This is a genomic window from Indioceanicola profundi (assembly GCF_003568845.1).
Lineage (GTDB): Bacteria > Pseudomonadota > Alphaproteobacteria > Azospirillales > Azospirillaceae > Indioceanicola > Indioceanicola profundi.
Map to the genome: position 1 here is coordinate 3,314,787 of NZ_CP030126.1, position 15,764 is coordinate 3,330,550.

Sequence of the window (15,764 nt, forward strand, 5' to 3'; positions counted from 1 at the left end):
GCGGCTCGCATTCAAGCGGCGGTCATTAGCACACCACCCCTTTGAGAACCAGAATTGAGTGAAGGGGGCAGACGCCCCCCACCCGGAGGACTCACATCCGCAGCCAGTGGGACAGCAACTGCCTGAGCCACGGCACCTCGTCCAGCGCCCACATGAGGGCGGTTTCCCCGACGCCGACAATCGCCGCCGCAGCAGCGCCGCTCACCACCAGGATGGCGAGCGCCCACTTGCGCGGGGCCGGCGGGGACCCCGCCGCTTCAGGCAGAACCGGTTCGCCAGCTCCCGGCTCGCCGAATGGCAGACCGCGCACGGCCGTCCCATAGGCGTAGATGCTGGCTTGGCCATTGCCGATCCGGACGGCGTCGATCCGCACGCCCACCGCCCCGTCGCCGCCGCGTTCGGCCACCTGCCGCCGCAGCCGCAGCAACGCCTCGCGCCGGGCGCGGTCGTAAAGACGGTTGTAGAGATCGATGCGCCCGCCGGTCAGCTTGCGGAGCATCAGGACGAAGCGGCCGAGCGGCGGCGGAGCCAGCGTCACGCCGCCGCCCACCAGCCCCAGCGCGACCATGCCCGGAACCGCCCCTCCAGGCAGGACATAGGCCGATGCGATCAGCCGGATGCCGGAAAGCGCCGCGCCGTCTTGCACCAGCCGGCAATAGTGCCGCGCCTCGATCACCGCACCGGCCACCAGCAGCGGCAGCGCCAGCGCCAGCGCCATCGCGGTCAGGGCGGCCAGAAGGGGGCCCGGGATGAACTCCCACCAGGACATGGCGGGGCTCAGCCGGCCGGCGTCGACATGTCCGGCTCCACCCCCACGGCGGTGCCGTAGGCCAGGATTTCGGACGCGCCATCGGTGATGCCGGCGGTGCCGAAGCGCAGCCCCACCACGGCATCCGCACCCAACTCCCGCGCGGCGGCGATCATGCGCGCCAGCGCTTCCGCCCGCGCCTCCTCCATCAGCTCGGTGTAGCCGCGCAGCTCACCACCGACCAGGGTCTTCAGCCCCGCCATGAAGTCCCGCCCCAGATGCTTGGAGCGGACGGTGGAGCCCTGCACCAGCCCATGGGAGCGCACGATCCGGAAGCCCGGCAGATGGTCGAGAGTGGAAATGTGCATGAAAGTCGTGTCCGCCGGATGTAGTTGCACGGCACGGTAGCGGGAACTACAGGTGGCGGCAATGGAAGGACTTGCCGCGGCCACCTCTTTTGCGCAGCCCTCCGACGCTGTCCCGCCTTTCCGTGGTCCTTGACCGGAACGTGCCGGACCCGCAGTTTCCTGCCAACCCTTTGACGGACGGGAGATACCCGCATGGCGCGCGAGACCGCCCCCCATTCCCTGATCGAACTGGCAGACTACTGCATGTCCGTAACCCGGGACATCATGCGCGGGCGTGACGCCCCCTTGAAGGGCGATGGCAACACCGATGCGGTGGAGGCCATGCTGGCCATCACCGCCGCCATCGACAATGGCCGCATCCCGGAACCCACCGGCTGGCAGGAGCTGCGCGGCCGGATCAACGCCATGTATGCCCGGCTTCTGGAAGGCAGGACGGATATCGGGGCGGAGTGAGAGCGGGGCCAAGCCCTATTCGAAGGTCAGGATCACGGCATAGCCATGCGCCTGGACCACAGTCCAGCCGGCCGGGGTGCCGGATTTGCGCTTCGGGGCGGCCGATTGCGGAGGAGCCGCCGCGGCCGGCGCTGCAACGGAAGCCTCGGTGCAGGGCTGCACCTCGTCGGGAACGAACGTCTCGTAACGGTCCATGCGTTGCCTCCGGGCCCGTGGGGCGGAGACGCCGAGGCCCCCCTCCCGAGGGCGGGAGAGGGGCCGGCGCGGCCCTGGGCCGAATACTGATCCGCGTGACGGGTCCCATCGGGTCGCGGCCTCCAGCGTGCCGCTTGCCGGCCCCGGTCCGGTTCCGGCCATTCAGCGGCCGGGGTTGGATCGGAAGGCAGAATCCGTCGCGCGGATCGGATGCACCGGCGGTCCAGCGCGCCGGTGCGGAACCCCTCGCGCCATTCAGTGGCTGAAGGGGCGGCTCGGACCCGGTGCCGCCGCGTACTGCCGCGCGGCACCGGAAAACTCGGGAGGTGGGCCGGGAGACCGCCGGCCCGCCCCGATCCCGCTCAGTGGAACTGGTCGGTCTCGGTGCTGTCCTTCATCGCGGTGGTGGAGGACGTGCCGCCGGAGATCGCAAGGCTGACGGCATCGAAGTAGCCGGTGCCGACCTCGCGCTGGTGCTTCACGGCGGTGAAACCCTTCTCGGCGGCCGCGAACTCGCGCTGCTGCATCTCGGAGTAGGCGGCCATGCCGCGCTCCTTGTAGCCGCGGGCCAGCTCGAAGGTGGCGAGGTTCAGGCTGTGGAAGCCGGCCAGGGTGACGAACTGGTACTTGTAGCCCATGGCCCCCAGCTCGGCCTGGTAGCGGGCGATGGTGTCCTCGTCCAGGTTGGCCTTCCAGTTGAAGCTGGGCGAGCAGTTGTAGGCCAGCATCTTGCCCGGATACTTCTTGTGCACGGCCTCGGCGAAGCGGCGCGCATCGTCCAGGTTCGGCTTGGAGGTCTCCCACCACATCAGGTCGGAATATGGCGCGTATTCCAGGGCGCGGGCGATGCAGTAATCCACGCCCATGCCCTTCTTGATCCGGTAGAAGCCTTCCGGCGTGCGGTCGTTCCGGTCGATGAAGGGATGGTCGCGCTCATCCACGTCGGAGGTGATGAGCTGGGCTGACTCGGCGTCGGTGCGGGCGATGACCAGCGTGCTGGTGCCGCAGACGTCGGCGGCCATGCGGGCCGCGTTCAGGGTGCGGATGAACTGCTGGATCGGGATCAGCACCTTGCCGCCCAGATGCCCGCACTTCTTCTCGGAAGCGAGCTGGTCCTCGAAGTGGACGCCCGCCGCACCGGCCTCGATCATGGCCTTCATCAGCTCGAAGGCGTTCAGCGGGCCGCCGAAGCCGGCTTCTGCGTCGGCGATGATCGGCGCGAACCAGTAGGTGTCGCCCTTGCCTTCCATGGTCTGGATCTGGTCGGCGCGCTGCAGCGCGTTGTTGATCCGCTTCACCACCATGGGCACGGAGTTGGCCGGATACAGGCTCTGGTCCGGATACATCTGGCCCGCCAGGTTGGCATCGGCCGCGACCTGCCAGCCGGAGAGGTAGATCGCCTCCAGCCCCGCCTTCACATGCTGGACCGCCTGGTTGCCGGTGAAGGCGCCGAGCGTGTGGACATAGGGGCGGGTGTGCAGCAGCTCCCACAGGCGCCGGGCCCCCATCTCCGCCAGCGTGTACTCGATCTTCACCGAGCCGGCCAGACGGCGGACATCCTCCATCGTGTAGTCGCGCTTGATGCCGTCCCAGCGCTTGGCGTGGATGTCGGCGAGGTCCTGGGTCTTGCCTTGATCGAGCGGGGCCATGGTGTCGAACTCCTTCTTTCCCTTTGAGCCACAGCCGTGCGGAGCTTTGTAAATCCGCCGTCCGGCCTGCGCTTGCCGTTGGTCCTGTTCTCTCTGCGCTGCGGCGCACATGAACAGTAACTATCGGACGCGGCTGAGGTTCAACGGGACATTTCCGTAAAGTGGTTAGGCTGTAACGTCTTGTCAGGACGATTGCTGTAAGGATGTAAATCTTGTAAATACGAGAAGCGTCCACGGGACCGGCTTGCGAGAGGCAGATGTCCGAAAAGAAAGCCATGCTGGGCCACAAGGTCCGCCGCCTTCGCCGGGAGCTGAAGCTGACCCAGGCCCAGATGGCGGAGGAGCTGTCGATCAGCCCCAGCTACCTGAACCTGATCGAGGCCAACCAGCGGCCCCTGACCGTGCCCCTGCTGCTGAAGATCGGGCAGCTCTACGACATCGACCTCTCCAGCTTCGCGGAGGATGACGAGCACCGGGTGGTGGCTGGGCTGAAGGAGGTCTTCGCCGATCCCCTGTTCGAGATGTCGGACATCAAGGGCCAGGACATGAAGGAGCTGGCGGCCGTCGCCCCCACGCTGGGGCAGGCGGTGGTCACGCTCTACCGGGCCTATCTGGAGGCGCGGCAGGATCTGGGCGCCTTGGCGGAGCGGCTGGCCGACGGCGACAAGATGCAGATCATGAACGCCACCGCCTTCCCGCAGGAGGAGGTCGGCGAGTTCTTCCAGGAGCAGTCCAACCACTTCCCCGAGGTGGAGACGGCGGCCGAGACCCTGTGGATCGACGGCGACCTGGACCAGTCCGACCTGTACGGCACCCTTTCCGCCTTCCTGGAGAAGCACCACGGCACGCGGGTGAAGCTGATGCCGGTGGAGGTGATGGGCAGCACGGTGCGCCGCTACGACCGGCATTCCAAGCGGGTGCTGATTTCCGAGATGCTGCCGCCGGCCGGGCGCAGCTTCCAACTCTCCGCCCAGATCGCCCTGCTGCGCCACCGGGAACTGCTGACGGCGATCGTGGAGGGGGCGGGCTTCAGCAACGAGGGCGTGAAGCGCATGGCGCTGGCCGGCCTGTCCAACTATTTCGCCGGCTGCGTGATGATGCCCTATGGCCGCTTCCTGGAGGCGGCGAAGAAGGCTCGTTACGATATCGAAATCCTTCAGAACCGCTTCGTCGCCAGCTTCGAGCAGGTGGCCCACCGCCTGACCACCTTGCAGCGGCCGGGGGCGAAGGGCGTGCCCTTCTTCTTCTTCCGGATCGACAATGCCGGCAACGTGTCGAAGCGGTTCAGCGCCGCCCCCGGCTTCCACTTCGCGCGCTTCGGCGGGGCCTGCCCGCGCTGGAACGTGCATGACGCCTTCCGCATGCCGGGCGCCATCCAGACCCAGTTGGCGCAGATGCCGGACGGCACGGTCTATTTCTCCCTGGCCCGCCGGGTGATCAAGCCGGGCGGCGGCTGGAAGAACCCGCCGCGCCAGTTCGCCATCGCGCTGGGCACGGACATCGTCCATGCGGGCCAACTGGTCTATGCCGATGGGGTGGACATCCACAACATGGCGGCGGCGACACCCATCGGCGTGAACTGCCGCATCTGCCCCCGCCTGGACTGCACCCACCGCGCCTTCCCGCCCCTGAACCACCGGCTGGACGTGGATGAGAACATCCGGGGCGTGTCCAGCTATGTGGGGGCGGGGATCGGGTGATGCGGGGCGCGGCACCGCCGTGTTACCCTACCGACAGGTCGTCCATGGAGGCGGGAATGGCCCAGGCGGCGCGTAAATTATCTGCTCCCCTCATGACGGTGACCGAGTTCCTGGCCGCCGATCTCGACGAGTCCTGCCGGTGGGAGCTTGTGGACGGCGAACCCGTCGCCCAGGCCAGCCCGCACAAGCGGCATGGGCGGTTGCAGGGGGCCTTGAGCCGGCATCTGGGCAATGCGTTGGAGGCGAAGAACGCCCGCGACGGCACCGACTGCCAGCCGGTCACGGAAGCCGGCATCCGGACCCGCCTGGACCCCGACCATAACTACCGGGTCGCCGACATCGCGGTGACCTGCGAGCCCTTCGGGTCCGACGATCCGCCCTGGGTGGAGGCGCCGGTCCTGATCGTGGAAATCCTCTCCCCCGGACAGGAGCGGGAGCAGCGGGCCAAGCTCCACCTCTTCGCGGCCCTGCCCAGCGTGCGGGAAATCCTGTTCCTGGACAGCCTGGACATCCGCGCCGAACTGCACCGCCGCGACGGTGAGGGAGCGTGGCCGCCGCGGCCGGAGGTGCTGGATGCGAACTCCGTCCTGATGCTGGAAAGCTGCGGGATGGAGATGCCCTTGGCGGAACTCTACAGGGGGCTCAATCTTGACTGAACCGGTTGGGGACGGCGTCCAGGCGGGACTGCTGCCCTGGCAGGCCTTGACGGCGGCATGCGATTTCCCGCTCGCAGCACCGCTGGATGCCCGGCTGGACCCGGACGCCCTTGCCCGCGACCTGGCGGAGGTGGAGCGGCAGGTCGGGCCGGAGGGGCGGACCCGCGTTCCTCATATGACCGGCTGGTGCAGCATCCCGGTGGTCGCGCAGGACCGGCCGGGAAATGTGAGCGGCACCGCCCGGGCCGCCCTGGCGTTCATGCCGATAATGCGGGATTTTCTGCACCGCACGGGCCTTTGCGTCACCCGTGCCGACCTGATCCGCAGCGAACCCGGCTGGGTCCTGGACTGGCACTACGATCCCCTGGCGCCCCACCGGGCGGAGGCGCGGCTGCTCCTGCCGCTCCGCACCGGGCCTGGGGCGCGGACCTGGATGAGCCATGAGGAGCATCATTGGGACGTCGGCAGTTGCTGGGCCGCAGACTTCACCTTTCCGCACATGATGACGAATGACGGCTTCGAGCGGGTGATCCTGGCTTTGGACATCCAGGTCGATGACGCGGCCCGCGCGCTGCTGCCGCCCGCGCTGATGAGAGACGGCACCGCACGGATCGAGACCGCGCAGAAGGCCTGCAACATGATGCTGGCCGCCCGCCACGGACGTCAGCCCGCCGCCTCCGCATAGTCGCCCGCCACCCGCCGGATCACCGCAGCCACCGCCTCCACCGCCTTCATGCGGGGGAAGCTGGGGCGGGTGACCAGGCGGATGGTGCGGGAGGCGGGACCGTCCAGCGGGCGCAGAACCACGTCGCGCCCGCGCATGGCCCCGGCGGCCAGCCCGGGGATCAGGGTGGTGCCGTAGCCCGCCGCCACCATGTTCACCAGAGTCTCCAGGCTGGCGGCGCGGAAGGCCCCGGCCTCCCCCTCCATGCGCCCGCAGGCGGCCAGCGCCTGGTCGCGCAGGCAGTGCCCGTCGGCCAGCACCAGCAGGCTACCGGCAAGCTCCGCCTCCGCCAGCCGCTCCCTCTCCGCCAGCGCATGGCCGGCCGGGACCGCGGCCAGGAACGGCTCGGTGAAGAGCGGGATTTCCCGCAGCTCGCCTTCCGGCACGGCGGTGGCGACCAGGGCGGCGTCCAGCTTCTGCGCTCGCAGACGCTCCAGCACGGTTTCCGTCACATCCTCCCATAGCTCGATGGAGAGCCGGGGAAGCGCCCGCCCCAAGGGACCGAAGGCCAGCGGCATCAGATAGGGGCCCAGCGTCGGGATCACGCCTAGCCGCAACGTGCCCACCAGGGGATCGCGGGCGGCCCTGGCCTCCGCCTCGACGGCGTCGGCGCAGGCGACGGCGGCGCGGGCATGGGACAGGATGCGTTCCCCCACCTCCGTCGGGACGACCCACTTGTTGGTGCGCTCGAAAACCGCGACGCCCAGCCACTCCTCCAGCTTCTTCACCTGTCCGGACAGGGTGGGCTGGCTGACATGGCAGGCCTCCGCCGCCTTTCCGAAATGGCGGTGTTCGGCGATGGCGACGAGATAGCGGAGATCGCGGAGGTTCATCGATGGCGGTCTAGGCTGGATGTGCGATAGGTATGCACGATCATAGCCATCTGTATAATCGATTTCCACAATAGCGCGGGCCAGCCTAGCCTCACTTTCAGGTTCACATACCTAGAAAGGGAGGCAGCGCATGACCAACCGCCTGACCACCACCGCCGGCGCGCCTATCGCCGACAATCAGAACAGCCTGACCGCGGGCGCGCGCGGCCCCGTGCTGCTGCAGGATTACCAGCTCATCGAGAAGCTGGCCCACCAGAACCGGGAGCGTATTCCGGAGCGGGTGGTGCATGCCAAGGGCTGGGGCGCCTTCGGCACGCTGACCGTCACCCACGACATCAGCAAGTACACCCGCGCCAAGCTGTTCGACACCGTGGGCAAGAAGACCGACCTGCTGATCCGCTTCTCCACCGTTGCCGGTGAGCTGGGCGCGGCGGATGCCGAGCGCGATGTCCGCGGTTTCGCCCTGAAGTTCTATACGGAGGAGGGCAACTGGGACCTGGTCGGCAACAATACGCCGGTCTTCTTCATCCGCGATCCGCTGAAGTTCCCGGACTTCATCCGCACGCAGAAGCGGCATCCCAGGACCAACCTGCGCTCCGCCACAGCCATGTGGGATTTCTGGAGCCAGAGCCCGGAAAGCCTGCACCAGATCACCACCCTGTTCAGCGACCGCGGCCTGCCGGTCAGCCCGCGCTTCATGAACGGTTACGGCAGCCACACCTACAGCTTCTGGAACAATGAGGGTGAGCGCTTCTGGGTGAAGTTCCACTTCAAGACCCGGCAGGGCCACCGCACCATGACCAACCGCGAGGCGGAGCAGGTGGTCGGCCGGAGCCGCGAGACCTACCAGGAGGATCTGTTCGGCGCCATCGAGCGGGGCGAGTACCCGCGCTGGACCATGTTCGTCCAGATCATGCCGGAGCTGGATGCGGAGAAGACCCCCTACAACCCGTTCGACCTGACCAAGGTATGGCCGCATGGCGACTACCCGCTGATCGAGGTCGGGGAGGTGGAGCTGAACCGCAACGCCGACAACTACTTCGCGGAGATCGAACAGGCGGCCTTCAGCCCGTCCAACATCGTGCCCGGCATCGGCTTCAGCCCGGACCGCGTGCTCCAGGCCCGCATCTTCGCCTATGCCGACGCCCACCGCTACCGCATCGGCACCCATTACGAGGCGCTGCCGGTCAATGCGCCGAAGTGCCCGATGCACCACTACCACAAGGACGGGGCGATGCGGTTTTTCCGCAACGACACCGGCAACCCGGACGCCTATTACGAGCCGAACAGCTTCAACGGCCCGGCTGAGGACGAGAGCGTGAAGGAGCCGCCGCTGCGCATCTCCGGCGATGCCGACCGCTACAGCCACCGTGTCGGCAACGACGATTTCATCCAGCCGCGCGCCCTGTTCAACCTGTTCGATGCCGGACAGAAGCAGCGCCTGTTCGAGAACATCGCGGAGGCCATGAACGGCATTCCCGACTTCATCGCGGAGCGTCAACTGGCCCTGTTCGACCAAATCCATCCAGAGTACGGCGCCGGCGTGCGGGCGGCCCGTGCAGCCCTCGCCGGCGGAGTAAGGGTCGCGGCGGAGTAATCCACTCCCCGAATTTTAGAGAAACGGAATGTGAGAAGGGGGCGGGAGACCGTCCCCTTTTTATTACATCCTGATCCGCGATTTCGCGTGGCTTGCGCATCGGCGCGGGGAACACCAGCTAGACTGGAGATGTTCATCGTCGGGTGCATGCGCGCCCGCCATCGCATCCCCAGATATATCGAGGAGGCCCCCATGCTCCTGCCGTCCCTGGCCGACCCCGCACGGTTCCGCCGGCCCGCCGTCATGCTGCTGGCCGGGCTGGCAGCCCTGGCAAGCGGGCCGGCGGCGGCCCAGTACGACGTCCCCTATGTTCCGACCCCGCAGCCGGTCGTGGACGCCATGTTGGAGATGGGAGAGGTCTCCGGCGACGATTACCTGATCGACCTCGGTTCCGGCGATGGCCGCATCGTGGTCACCGCCGCGTCCCGCTTCGGGACGCCGGGCATGGGCGTGGACATGAACCCCGTTCGCATCCAGGAGAGCAACGCCAACGCGGAGGCTGCGGGTGTCACCGACAAGGTGGAGTTCAAGCAGCAGGATCTGTTCAAGACCGACATCTCCAAGGCCACGGTCCTGACCATGTACCTGCTGCCGCAGGTCAATCTGCGCCTGCGGCCGGTGATCCTGGACACGCTGGAGCCGGGCACACGGGTGGTCAGCCACGCCTTCGACATGGGCGACTGGGAGCCGGACGAAACCCGCACCGTGGACGGCAAGCGCATCATGCGCTGGATCGTGCCGGCCAAGGTCAACGGCGCCTGGCGGCTGGAGGATGGCGAGCGCACCAGCATCGTCACTCTGAACCAGCGCTACCAGAAGGTGGCCGGACAGGCGCGGGACGAGGACGCCTCGTCCGTCGGCGTCGGCGATGGCCGGCTTGATGGCAGGACCATCAACCTGACCGTGACCGGCAGGGACGGAACCGTGCGTGAATATCGCGGCGAGGTCGAAGGCGACCGGATGAGCGGCAAGACTGCCGACGGCACTGAGTGGACCGCCGAGCGGATCGAGGGCGGCGGCGCCGTGGCCGAGGAGGAGCAGGACTCCAGCCAGACCGGCGCCGGATCGGGTAACTGATCCCATGCACTCACCGCAGCCCGGCCGGGAGCCCGGCCATGAACCGGGCCGGCCGGCGCGGCGGCTGACAACCGCGGACGGCGTGGCCCTGCTGGTCGGCACGGTGGTCGGGGTGGGCATTTTCAAGCTGCCTTCCCTGGTCGCCCAGAACTCCGGCAGCGATACGGCGTTCCTGCTGTTCTGGCTGGCCGGCGCCGTGGTCGCCCTGATCGGCGGGCTCTGCTATGCGGAACTCGCCACCCGCGATGCCGATGCCGGCGGGGAATACAGCTTTCTGCGCCACGCCTTCGGCCCCTCTGCCGCGTTCCTGTTCGCCTGGGCGCGGCTGGCGGTGATTCAGACCGGCTCCATTGCCCTGGTCGGCTTCATCTTCGGCGACTATGCACAGGCGCTGCTGCCGCTGGGATCGCAGGGTCCCACCATTTATGCCCTGGTCGCCGTGGCCGTGCTCACGGCCGTGAATATGGGCGGGGCGACATTGGGGGCCCGCACGCAGGCGGTGCTGACCGTTTTCCTGGCCATCTCCGTTACCGTCCTGGCCATCGCCGGGCTGGGGATGGAGGGCGATCCGGGGGCGCCCGCCGCCGGGTCCACCACCACCGTGGCCGGTCTGGCCATGGTGTTCGTGCTCTATACCTTCGGCGGCTGGAACGAGGCGGCCTATGTCGCCGGAGAGCTGAAGGATGTCCGCCGGGGCATGGTGCGGGTATTCCTGATCGGGATCGCCCTGGTCACCCTGCTGTATCTGGCCATCAACGTGGCCTATCTGCGGGTGCTGGGGCTGGACCGGCTGGCGGAGTCAAGCGCCGCCGGCGCCGATCTGGCCACGGCCACGCTGGGCGGAACGGCGGGGCTTCTGGTGGCGGGCCTGGTCGCCCTGGCCACGCTGACCACGATGAACGCCGCCATCTTCACCGGCAGCCGGGCGACATACGCCCTTGGCCGGGACTATCCCCGCCTGCCGTTGATCGGGCAATGGGGAACGGCGGGCACGGGGCGCGCGCCGACCGGCGCCCTGCTGGTCCAGGCCTGCATCTCGATGATCCTGATTATCGGGGGCTCGCTGGCCCGCGACGGGCTGAATGCCATGGTGGAGTACACCGCCCCCGTCTTCTGGTTCTTCCTGCTGATGGTCGGCATCTCCGTCTTCCTGCGCCGGCGGCAGAGCCCGCCGCCCTTGTTCGCGGTGCCGCTCTATCCGCTGACGCCAATCCTGTTCTGCGCCGCCAGCGCCTTCATGCTCTATTCCAGCCTGGCCTATACCGGGCGCGGCGCCCTGTTGGGCTTGGCGGCCCTGGCCCTGGGCGTGCCCCTGCTGGCCTGGGCGAAACGCCCGGCGGAGCGGGGCGTGACCCGTCCGGACATCGCGCGGTCCCGTTGAGGCTGCGGGCGGGAACCGCCGGGCCGCGGGCAGGTTTGCGGGTTGCGGTGAGGGCAATGCGCCCTAAGTAAAGCCGGGAGCCGGCCGTTCAGGGTCGGGTCGCGACCGAAACCGCGCCGGAGCCTGACATGAAACGCACCTCCCTGCTCGCCTTCGCCGCAGTGGCCGCTCTTGCCGTAGGCGCGGTCTGGTTCATCCGCGGCGGCGGAGAGGCGGACGCCCCGGCGGAGCAGGAGGAGCGCCGCACCGCCGTGGTGGTGGCGCCGGCCCGTTCCGCCCCGGTGGAAGATCGGGTGGAGGCGATCGGCACCATCCGGCCGCAGGAGCAGGTGGTCATCACCGCCGAGACGGAAGGCGTCATCCGCGAGCTGCGGTTCCGCGATGGCGAGCGGGTGGAGGACGGCGCTGTTCTGGCCACGCTGGACAGCGAAATCCAGCAGGCCGAACTGAACGCCGCCAATGCCGAGCTGGAGGAGGCGCAGGCCGCCTTCGATCGTGCCGAGGAGCTGCGCCGCCGCGGCACGGTCGCCCAGGCCCAACTGGATGAGGCGCTCGCCACGCTGCGCACCACCAGGTCCCGTGTCGCCCTGGCGCAGGCAAGGCTGGACAAGCGGTCCGTCCGCGCGCCCTTCGCCGGCGTCCTGAGTTTCCGCCGGGTGAGCCCCGGCGCTTATGTCCAGCCCGGCGACGCCATCGCCACCCTGTACGCCATCGACACGGTGGAGGTGGAGTTCCGCCTGCCGGAGCAGTATCTCGGCGAACTGGCGCCCGGCCAGCCGGTATCGGCCGCCGCCCGCGCCTTTCCCGGCCGTTCATTCCAAGGAAAACTGGCGGAGGTCGATACCGGCATCGACCCGGCCACGCGTCAGGCCGTGATCCGCGCCGCCTTCGACAATCCCGACAGGCTCCTGCGCCCCGGCATGCTGGTCGGGGTGGAGCTGCTGCTGGACACGCGCGAGTCGGTGGTGCTCCCGGAGACGGCCATCACCTCAATCGGCCCGTCCAGTTTCGTCTTCGTCGCCGACAGCGAGGGGAAGGTCAGCCGCCGTGCCGTGACGCTGGGCCGGCGCATGCCGGGACGGGTGGAAATCGCCGAGGGCGTCGAGCCCGGCGAGTCCGTGGTGGTGGACGGCGCCGCCAAGCTGACCGAGGGCGACCTGATCGAGGCGCGGCCCGTCGAATCCTCCCCCATCTCCGCCCTGCTGGACCCGCAGGTGGCGGAGCAGGCGGGCGGCGAAGCGGCGGATGCCGGCGCCCCTGCCGCTCCCGCCGCCGCTGCCCCGCCCGCAGCCGCCCTGGCGCGGTGAGGCCGGCATGACCCTCTCGGAGCTTTCCGTCCGCCGCCCTATCGGGGCCATGGTGCTGAACCTGCTGCTGGTGGTCTTCGGGCTGGTGGCGCTGCAACGGCTGTCGGTGCGCGAGGCGCCCGATATCGACCCGCCCATCGTCACCATCGAGACCAGCTATACCGGCGCCTCCGCGGAGGTGGTGGAGACGCGCGTCACCCGCATCATCGAAGACCAGCTCGCCGGGATCGAGGGGATCGAGACCATCCAATCCCAGAGCGAGGACGGCGAGAGCGACATCACCATCGAGTTCTCGCTGGACCGCGATGTGGACGTGGCCGCCAATGATGTCCGCGACCGCGTCAACCGCGCCCTGGACGACCTGCCTGAGGAGATCGATCCGCCGGAGGTCATCAAGGTGGACAGCAACGCCGATGAGGTGATGTGGCTGTCCCTGCGCAGCGATTCCCTGGACCCGATGGCGCTGACCGATCTGGTGGACCGGCTGCTGGTGGACCGGCTGACCGCCGTGGACGGGGTAGCGCGGGTCCGGATCGGGGGTGAGCGGCGGCCGGCCATGCGTATCTGGCTGGACCGGCAGGCCATGGCCGCCCGCGGCGTCACCGCTAACGATGTAGAGGCCGCCCTCCGCGCGGAGAATGTAGAGCTTCCGGCCGGCCGGCTGGAATCCGCCGCCGTGGACCTGTCCATGCGGGTCGACCGTGGATATAGCGATCCCGCCACCTTCGCCCGCCTGCCCGTCGCGACCAGCGAGGAGGGCGCCACCATCCGCCTTGGCGAGATTTCCCGCATCGAGGTCGGCCCGGCGGAGCCGAACGTGGTCTTCCGCTCCAACGGGCAGACCACCGTGGGCCTCGGCATCGTCTCGCAGAGCCAGGCCAACCTGCTGGAGCTGGCGGCCGGCGTGAAGGCGGAGATGGAGCGCGCGTTGAGCGAGCTGCCGGGCGGCCTCACCCTCGGCGTCAGCTATGACAGCTCCGTCTTCGTGGAAGCGGCGTTGAACGAGGTGGTAGGAACGCTGATCGCGGCGGCAGTGCTGGTGGTGGCGGTGATCCTGCTGTTCCTGGGCAGCCCGCGCGCCACCCTGATCCCGGCCATCACCATGCCGGTGGCCCTGATCGGCGGTCTGGCCGGTCTGTATGTGTTCGGCTTCTCCATCAACATCCTGACCCTGCTGGCCTTCGTGCTGGCGACCGGGCTGGTGGTGGACGACGCCATCGTGGTGCTGGAGAACATCTGGCGGCGAATCGAGAACGGGGAGAACCCCAAGGAAGCCGCCGCAAATGGCGGGTCCCAGGTGTTCTTCGCCGTTATCGCCACCACCGCGGTTCTGGTGGCCGTGTTTCTGCCCATCGGGCTTCAGACCGGCGACACCGGACGACTTTTCCGCGAATTTTCTCTGACAATCGCCGCCACGGTCGCAGTTTCCAGTCTGGCGGCCCTGACGTTGGTTCCCGCCATTTCGGGCCTGATCCTGAAGCGGCAGAAGCCGGGGCGCATCCATGCCGCCATCGACAGCGTCTTCCGTCGGATCGAGGATGCCTACCGCGGGCTGTTGGAACGGCTGGTCGACCGCAGCACCCTGGCCGTCCTGGTGCTGCTCGGCGCCGCCGTGGCCTCCGTGCTGCTGTATCGCGCCGTGCCGCAGGAACTGGTTCCGCCGGAGGATCGCGGCGGGCTGATCGTGGCGCTGAACCCGCCGGAGGGCGCCGGCTTCGATTATTCCGCCGCCTACCTGACGGAGGTGGAAGCGGAGATGCTGAAGCTGGTGGAGAGCGGGGAGGCCCGCCAGCTTCTGCTGATCCTGTTCGGCGGACCGGACCCGCGCCCCCGCGCCATCATGGCGCTGAGCGACTGGGAGGAGCGGGAGCGCAGCCAGGAGCAGATCGTGGCGGAACTGTCGTCCTATCTGGGCCAGCTTCCCGGTGTGGACGCCTTCGCCCGCGGCCGGCCCGCTTTGGGCCAGAGCGGCGGCGGCCGGCCGGTGCAGTTCGTCATCGGCGGCCCGACTTATGAGGTGCTGGCGGACTGGCGCGATCGCATCATCGAGCGGGCGGAGGAGAATTCCGGCCTGGTCGGGCTGGATGCCGACTATGATGAGCGCCGGCCGCAGATCCTGATCTCCATCGATGCCGAACGGGCGGCGGAGCTGGGCGTTCCGGCCTCCGCCATCGGCAATACGCTGCAGACCATGTTCGGCTCCCGCAACGTCACCACATTCGCGGAGCGGGGGGAGGAGTATGACGTCATCCTGCAGGCGGAGGATGCGGACCGACGCTCCCCCACCGATCTTGCCAATGTCTATGTCCGCTCCACCACCACCGGGGCCGCGATCCCGCTGTCCAACCTGATCAGCTTCACCGAGGGGGCGAGTGCCGCGGAGCTGAACCGCTTCAACCGCACCCGCGCCGTCACCATCGAAGCCGGCCTTGCCCCCGGATACTCGCTGGGCGAGGCGCTTGAATATCTCCAGCAGGTGGCGGCGGAAGAGCTGCCGGAAGGCGCATACAGCCTGGACTACAAGGGGGAGAGCCGCGACTTCCTGGAGGCGCAGTCGCAGGGCCTGTTCACCTTCGGCCTTGCCCTGCTGGTCGTGTTCCTGGTGCTGGCGGCCCAGTTCGAGAGCATCAAGCTGCCCGTCGCCATCATCCTGACGGTTCCGCTGGCGGTGACCGGCGCGCTGCTGGGGCTGTGGCTCACCGGGTTGACGCTGAACATCTACAGCCAGATCGGCATGGTCATGCTGGTCGGCATCGCCGCCAAGAACGGCATCCTGCTGCTGGAGTTCGCCACCCAGTTGGAAGCGGAAGGCAGGGATCCGCGCTCCGCGGCGGTGGAGGCGGCGGTGATCCGCTTCCGCCCCGTGCTGATGACGGCGCTCTCTACCGCCGCCGGTGCCGTGCCGCTGCTGCTGTCCGGCGGGGCGGGGTCGGAGGTGCGGACGGTGGTGGGCGTGGTGATCCTGGCCGGCATCGGCGTGGCGACGGCGCTGACCCTGCTGCTGATCCCGGCGCTGTTCCCGCTGATCCGTCGCAAGCGGGGCGGGGCGGCGCAGCCGGTGGCGGCGGAATAGGCG

The 15,764-nt window shown here is 68.5% G+C and carries 14 protein-coding genes; 9 read left to right on the top strand and 5 right to left on the bottom strand.

From position 1 onward, the window contains the following. Positions 1-91 precede the first annotated feature (91 nt). Together DOL89_RS15855 and DOL89_RS15860 are read right to left on the bottom strand one after the other, a co-directional pair. Positions 92-769: a YbjQ family protein gene (locus DOL89_RS15855; RefSeq protein ID WP_119680027.1), complete on the bottom strand. Its 678-nt coding sequence runs from the start codon at positions 767-769 to the stop codon at positions 92-94. 8 nt (positions 770-777) lie between these two features. Then, positions 778-1,116 (bottom strand): YbjQ family protein, encoded by a 339-nt coding sequence (locus DOL89_RS15860; RefSeq protein ID WP_119680028.1) that lies wholly within the window; start codon positions 1,114-1,116, stop codon positions 778-780. A 192-nt stretch (positions 1,117-1,308) separates the two neighbouring features. Here DOL89_RS15860 and DOL89_RS15865 point away from each other — a divergent pair, with 192 nt between their 5' ends. Beyond that, positions 1,309-1,569, top strand: coding sequence for a hypothetical protein (locus DOL89_RS15865; protein ID WP_119680029.1), 261 nt, complete (start codon positions 1,309-1,311; stop codon positions 1,567-1,569). A gap of 15 nt (positions 1,570-1,584) precedes the next feature. On the opposite strand, the gene DOL89_RS15870 is transcribed toward DOL89_RS15865, so the two are convergent. Together DOL89_RS15870 and aceA are read right to left on the bottom strand one after the other, a co-directional pair. Continuing rightward, on the bottom strand, positions 1,585-1,764 hold the full coding sequence (locus tag DOL89_RS15870; protein ID WP_119680030.1) for a hypothetical protein: 180 nt from the start codon (positions 1,762-1,764) through the stop codon (positions 1,585-1,587). A gap of 362 nt (positions 1,765-2,126) precedes the next feature. Continuing rightward, entirely contained in the window at positions 2,127-3,413 is a 1,287-nt protein-coding gene (gene aceA, locus DOL89_RS15875; RefSeq protein WP_119680031.1) for an isocitrate lyase, read from the bottom strand. Between the two features lie 257 nt (positions 3,414-3,670). Between aceA and DOL89_RS15880 the strand changes: the two genes are divergently transcribed. The 3 genes from DOL89_RS15880 to DOL89_RS15890 are packed head-to-tail and all read left to right on the top strand — an operon-like array spanning position 3,671 to position 6,454. Beyond that, entirely contained in the window at positions 3,671-5,113 is a 1,443-nt protein-coding gene (locus DOL89_RS15880) for a helix-turn-helix domain-containing protein (protein ID WP_119680032.1), read from the top strand. Between the two features lie 56 nt (positions 5,114-5,169). Continuing rightward, positions 5,170-5,769 carry a Uma2 family endonuclease gene (locus DOL89_RS15885; protein ID WP_162937564.1) on the top strand — a complete coding sequence of 200 codons (600 nt, stop codon included), beginning with the start codon at positions 5,170-5,172 and terminating at the stop codon, positions 5,767-5,769. After that, the gene (locus tag DOL89_RS15890) at positions 5,762-6,454 is read left to right on the top strand and encodes an aspartyl/asparaginyl beta-hydroxylase domain-containing protein (protein ID WP_119680034.1); all 693 of its coding nucleotides are present in this window, start codon (positions 5,762-5,764) and stop codon (positions 6,452-6,454) included. The genes DOL89_RS15885 and DOL89_RS15890 overlap by 8 nt, the downstream gene beginning before the upstream one ends. On the opposite strand, the gene DOL89_RS15895 is transcribed toward DOL89_RS15890, so the two are convergent. Further along, complete coding sequence (locus DOL89_RS15895) at positions 6,433-7,326, bottom strand: LysR substrate-binding domain-containing protein (protein WP_119680035.1); 894 nt, start codon at positions 7,324-7,326, stop codon at positions 6,433-6,435. The genes DOL89_RS15890 and DOL89_RS15895 overlap by 22 nt on opposite strands. Positions 7,327-7,456: 130 nt before the next feature. Here DOL89_RS15895 and DOL89_RS15900 point away from each other — a divergent pair, with 130 nt between their 5' ends. From DOL89_RS15900 to DOL89_RS15920, 5 genes are all read left to right on the top strand, one after another. Continuing rightward, positions 7,457-8,923 (top strand): catalase, encoded by a 1,467-nt coding sequence (locus DOL89_RS15900; protein ID WP_119680036.1) that lies wholly within the window; start codon positions 7,457-7,459, stop codon positions 8,921-8,923. Between the two features lie 192 nt (positions 8,924-9,115). Beyond that, positions 9,116-10,000, top strand: coding sequence for an SAM-dependent methyltransferase (locus tag DOL89_RS15905; RefSeq protein ID WP_119680480.1), 885 nt, complete (start codon positions 9,116-9,118; stop codon positions 9,998-10,000). Positions 10,001-10,004: 4 nt separating this feature from the next. Then, positions 10,005-11,381: an APC family permease gene (locus tag DOL89_RS15910; protein ID WP_119680037.1), complete on the top strand. Its 1,377-nt coding sequence runs from the start codon at positions 10,005-10,007 to the stop codon at positions 11,379-11,381. A 128-nt stretch (positions 11,382-11,509) separates the two neighbouring features. Beyond that, positions 11,510-12,688: an efflux RND transporter periplasmic adaptor subunit gene (locus DOL89_RS15915; protein WP_119680038.1), complete on the top strand. Its 1,179-nt coding sequence runs from the start codon at positions 11,510-11,512 to the stop codon at positions 12,686-12,688. Between the two features lie 7 nt (positions 12,689-12,695). Next, a complete protein-coding gene (locus DOL89_RS15920; RefSeq protein WP_162937565.1) occupies positions 12,696-15,761 on the top strand; it encodes an efflux RND transporter permease subunit in 3,066 nt (1,021 codons plus the stop codon). The last annotated feature ends 3 nt before the right edge of the window (positions 15,762-15,764 follow it).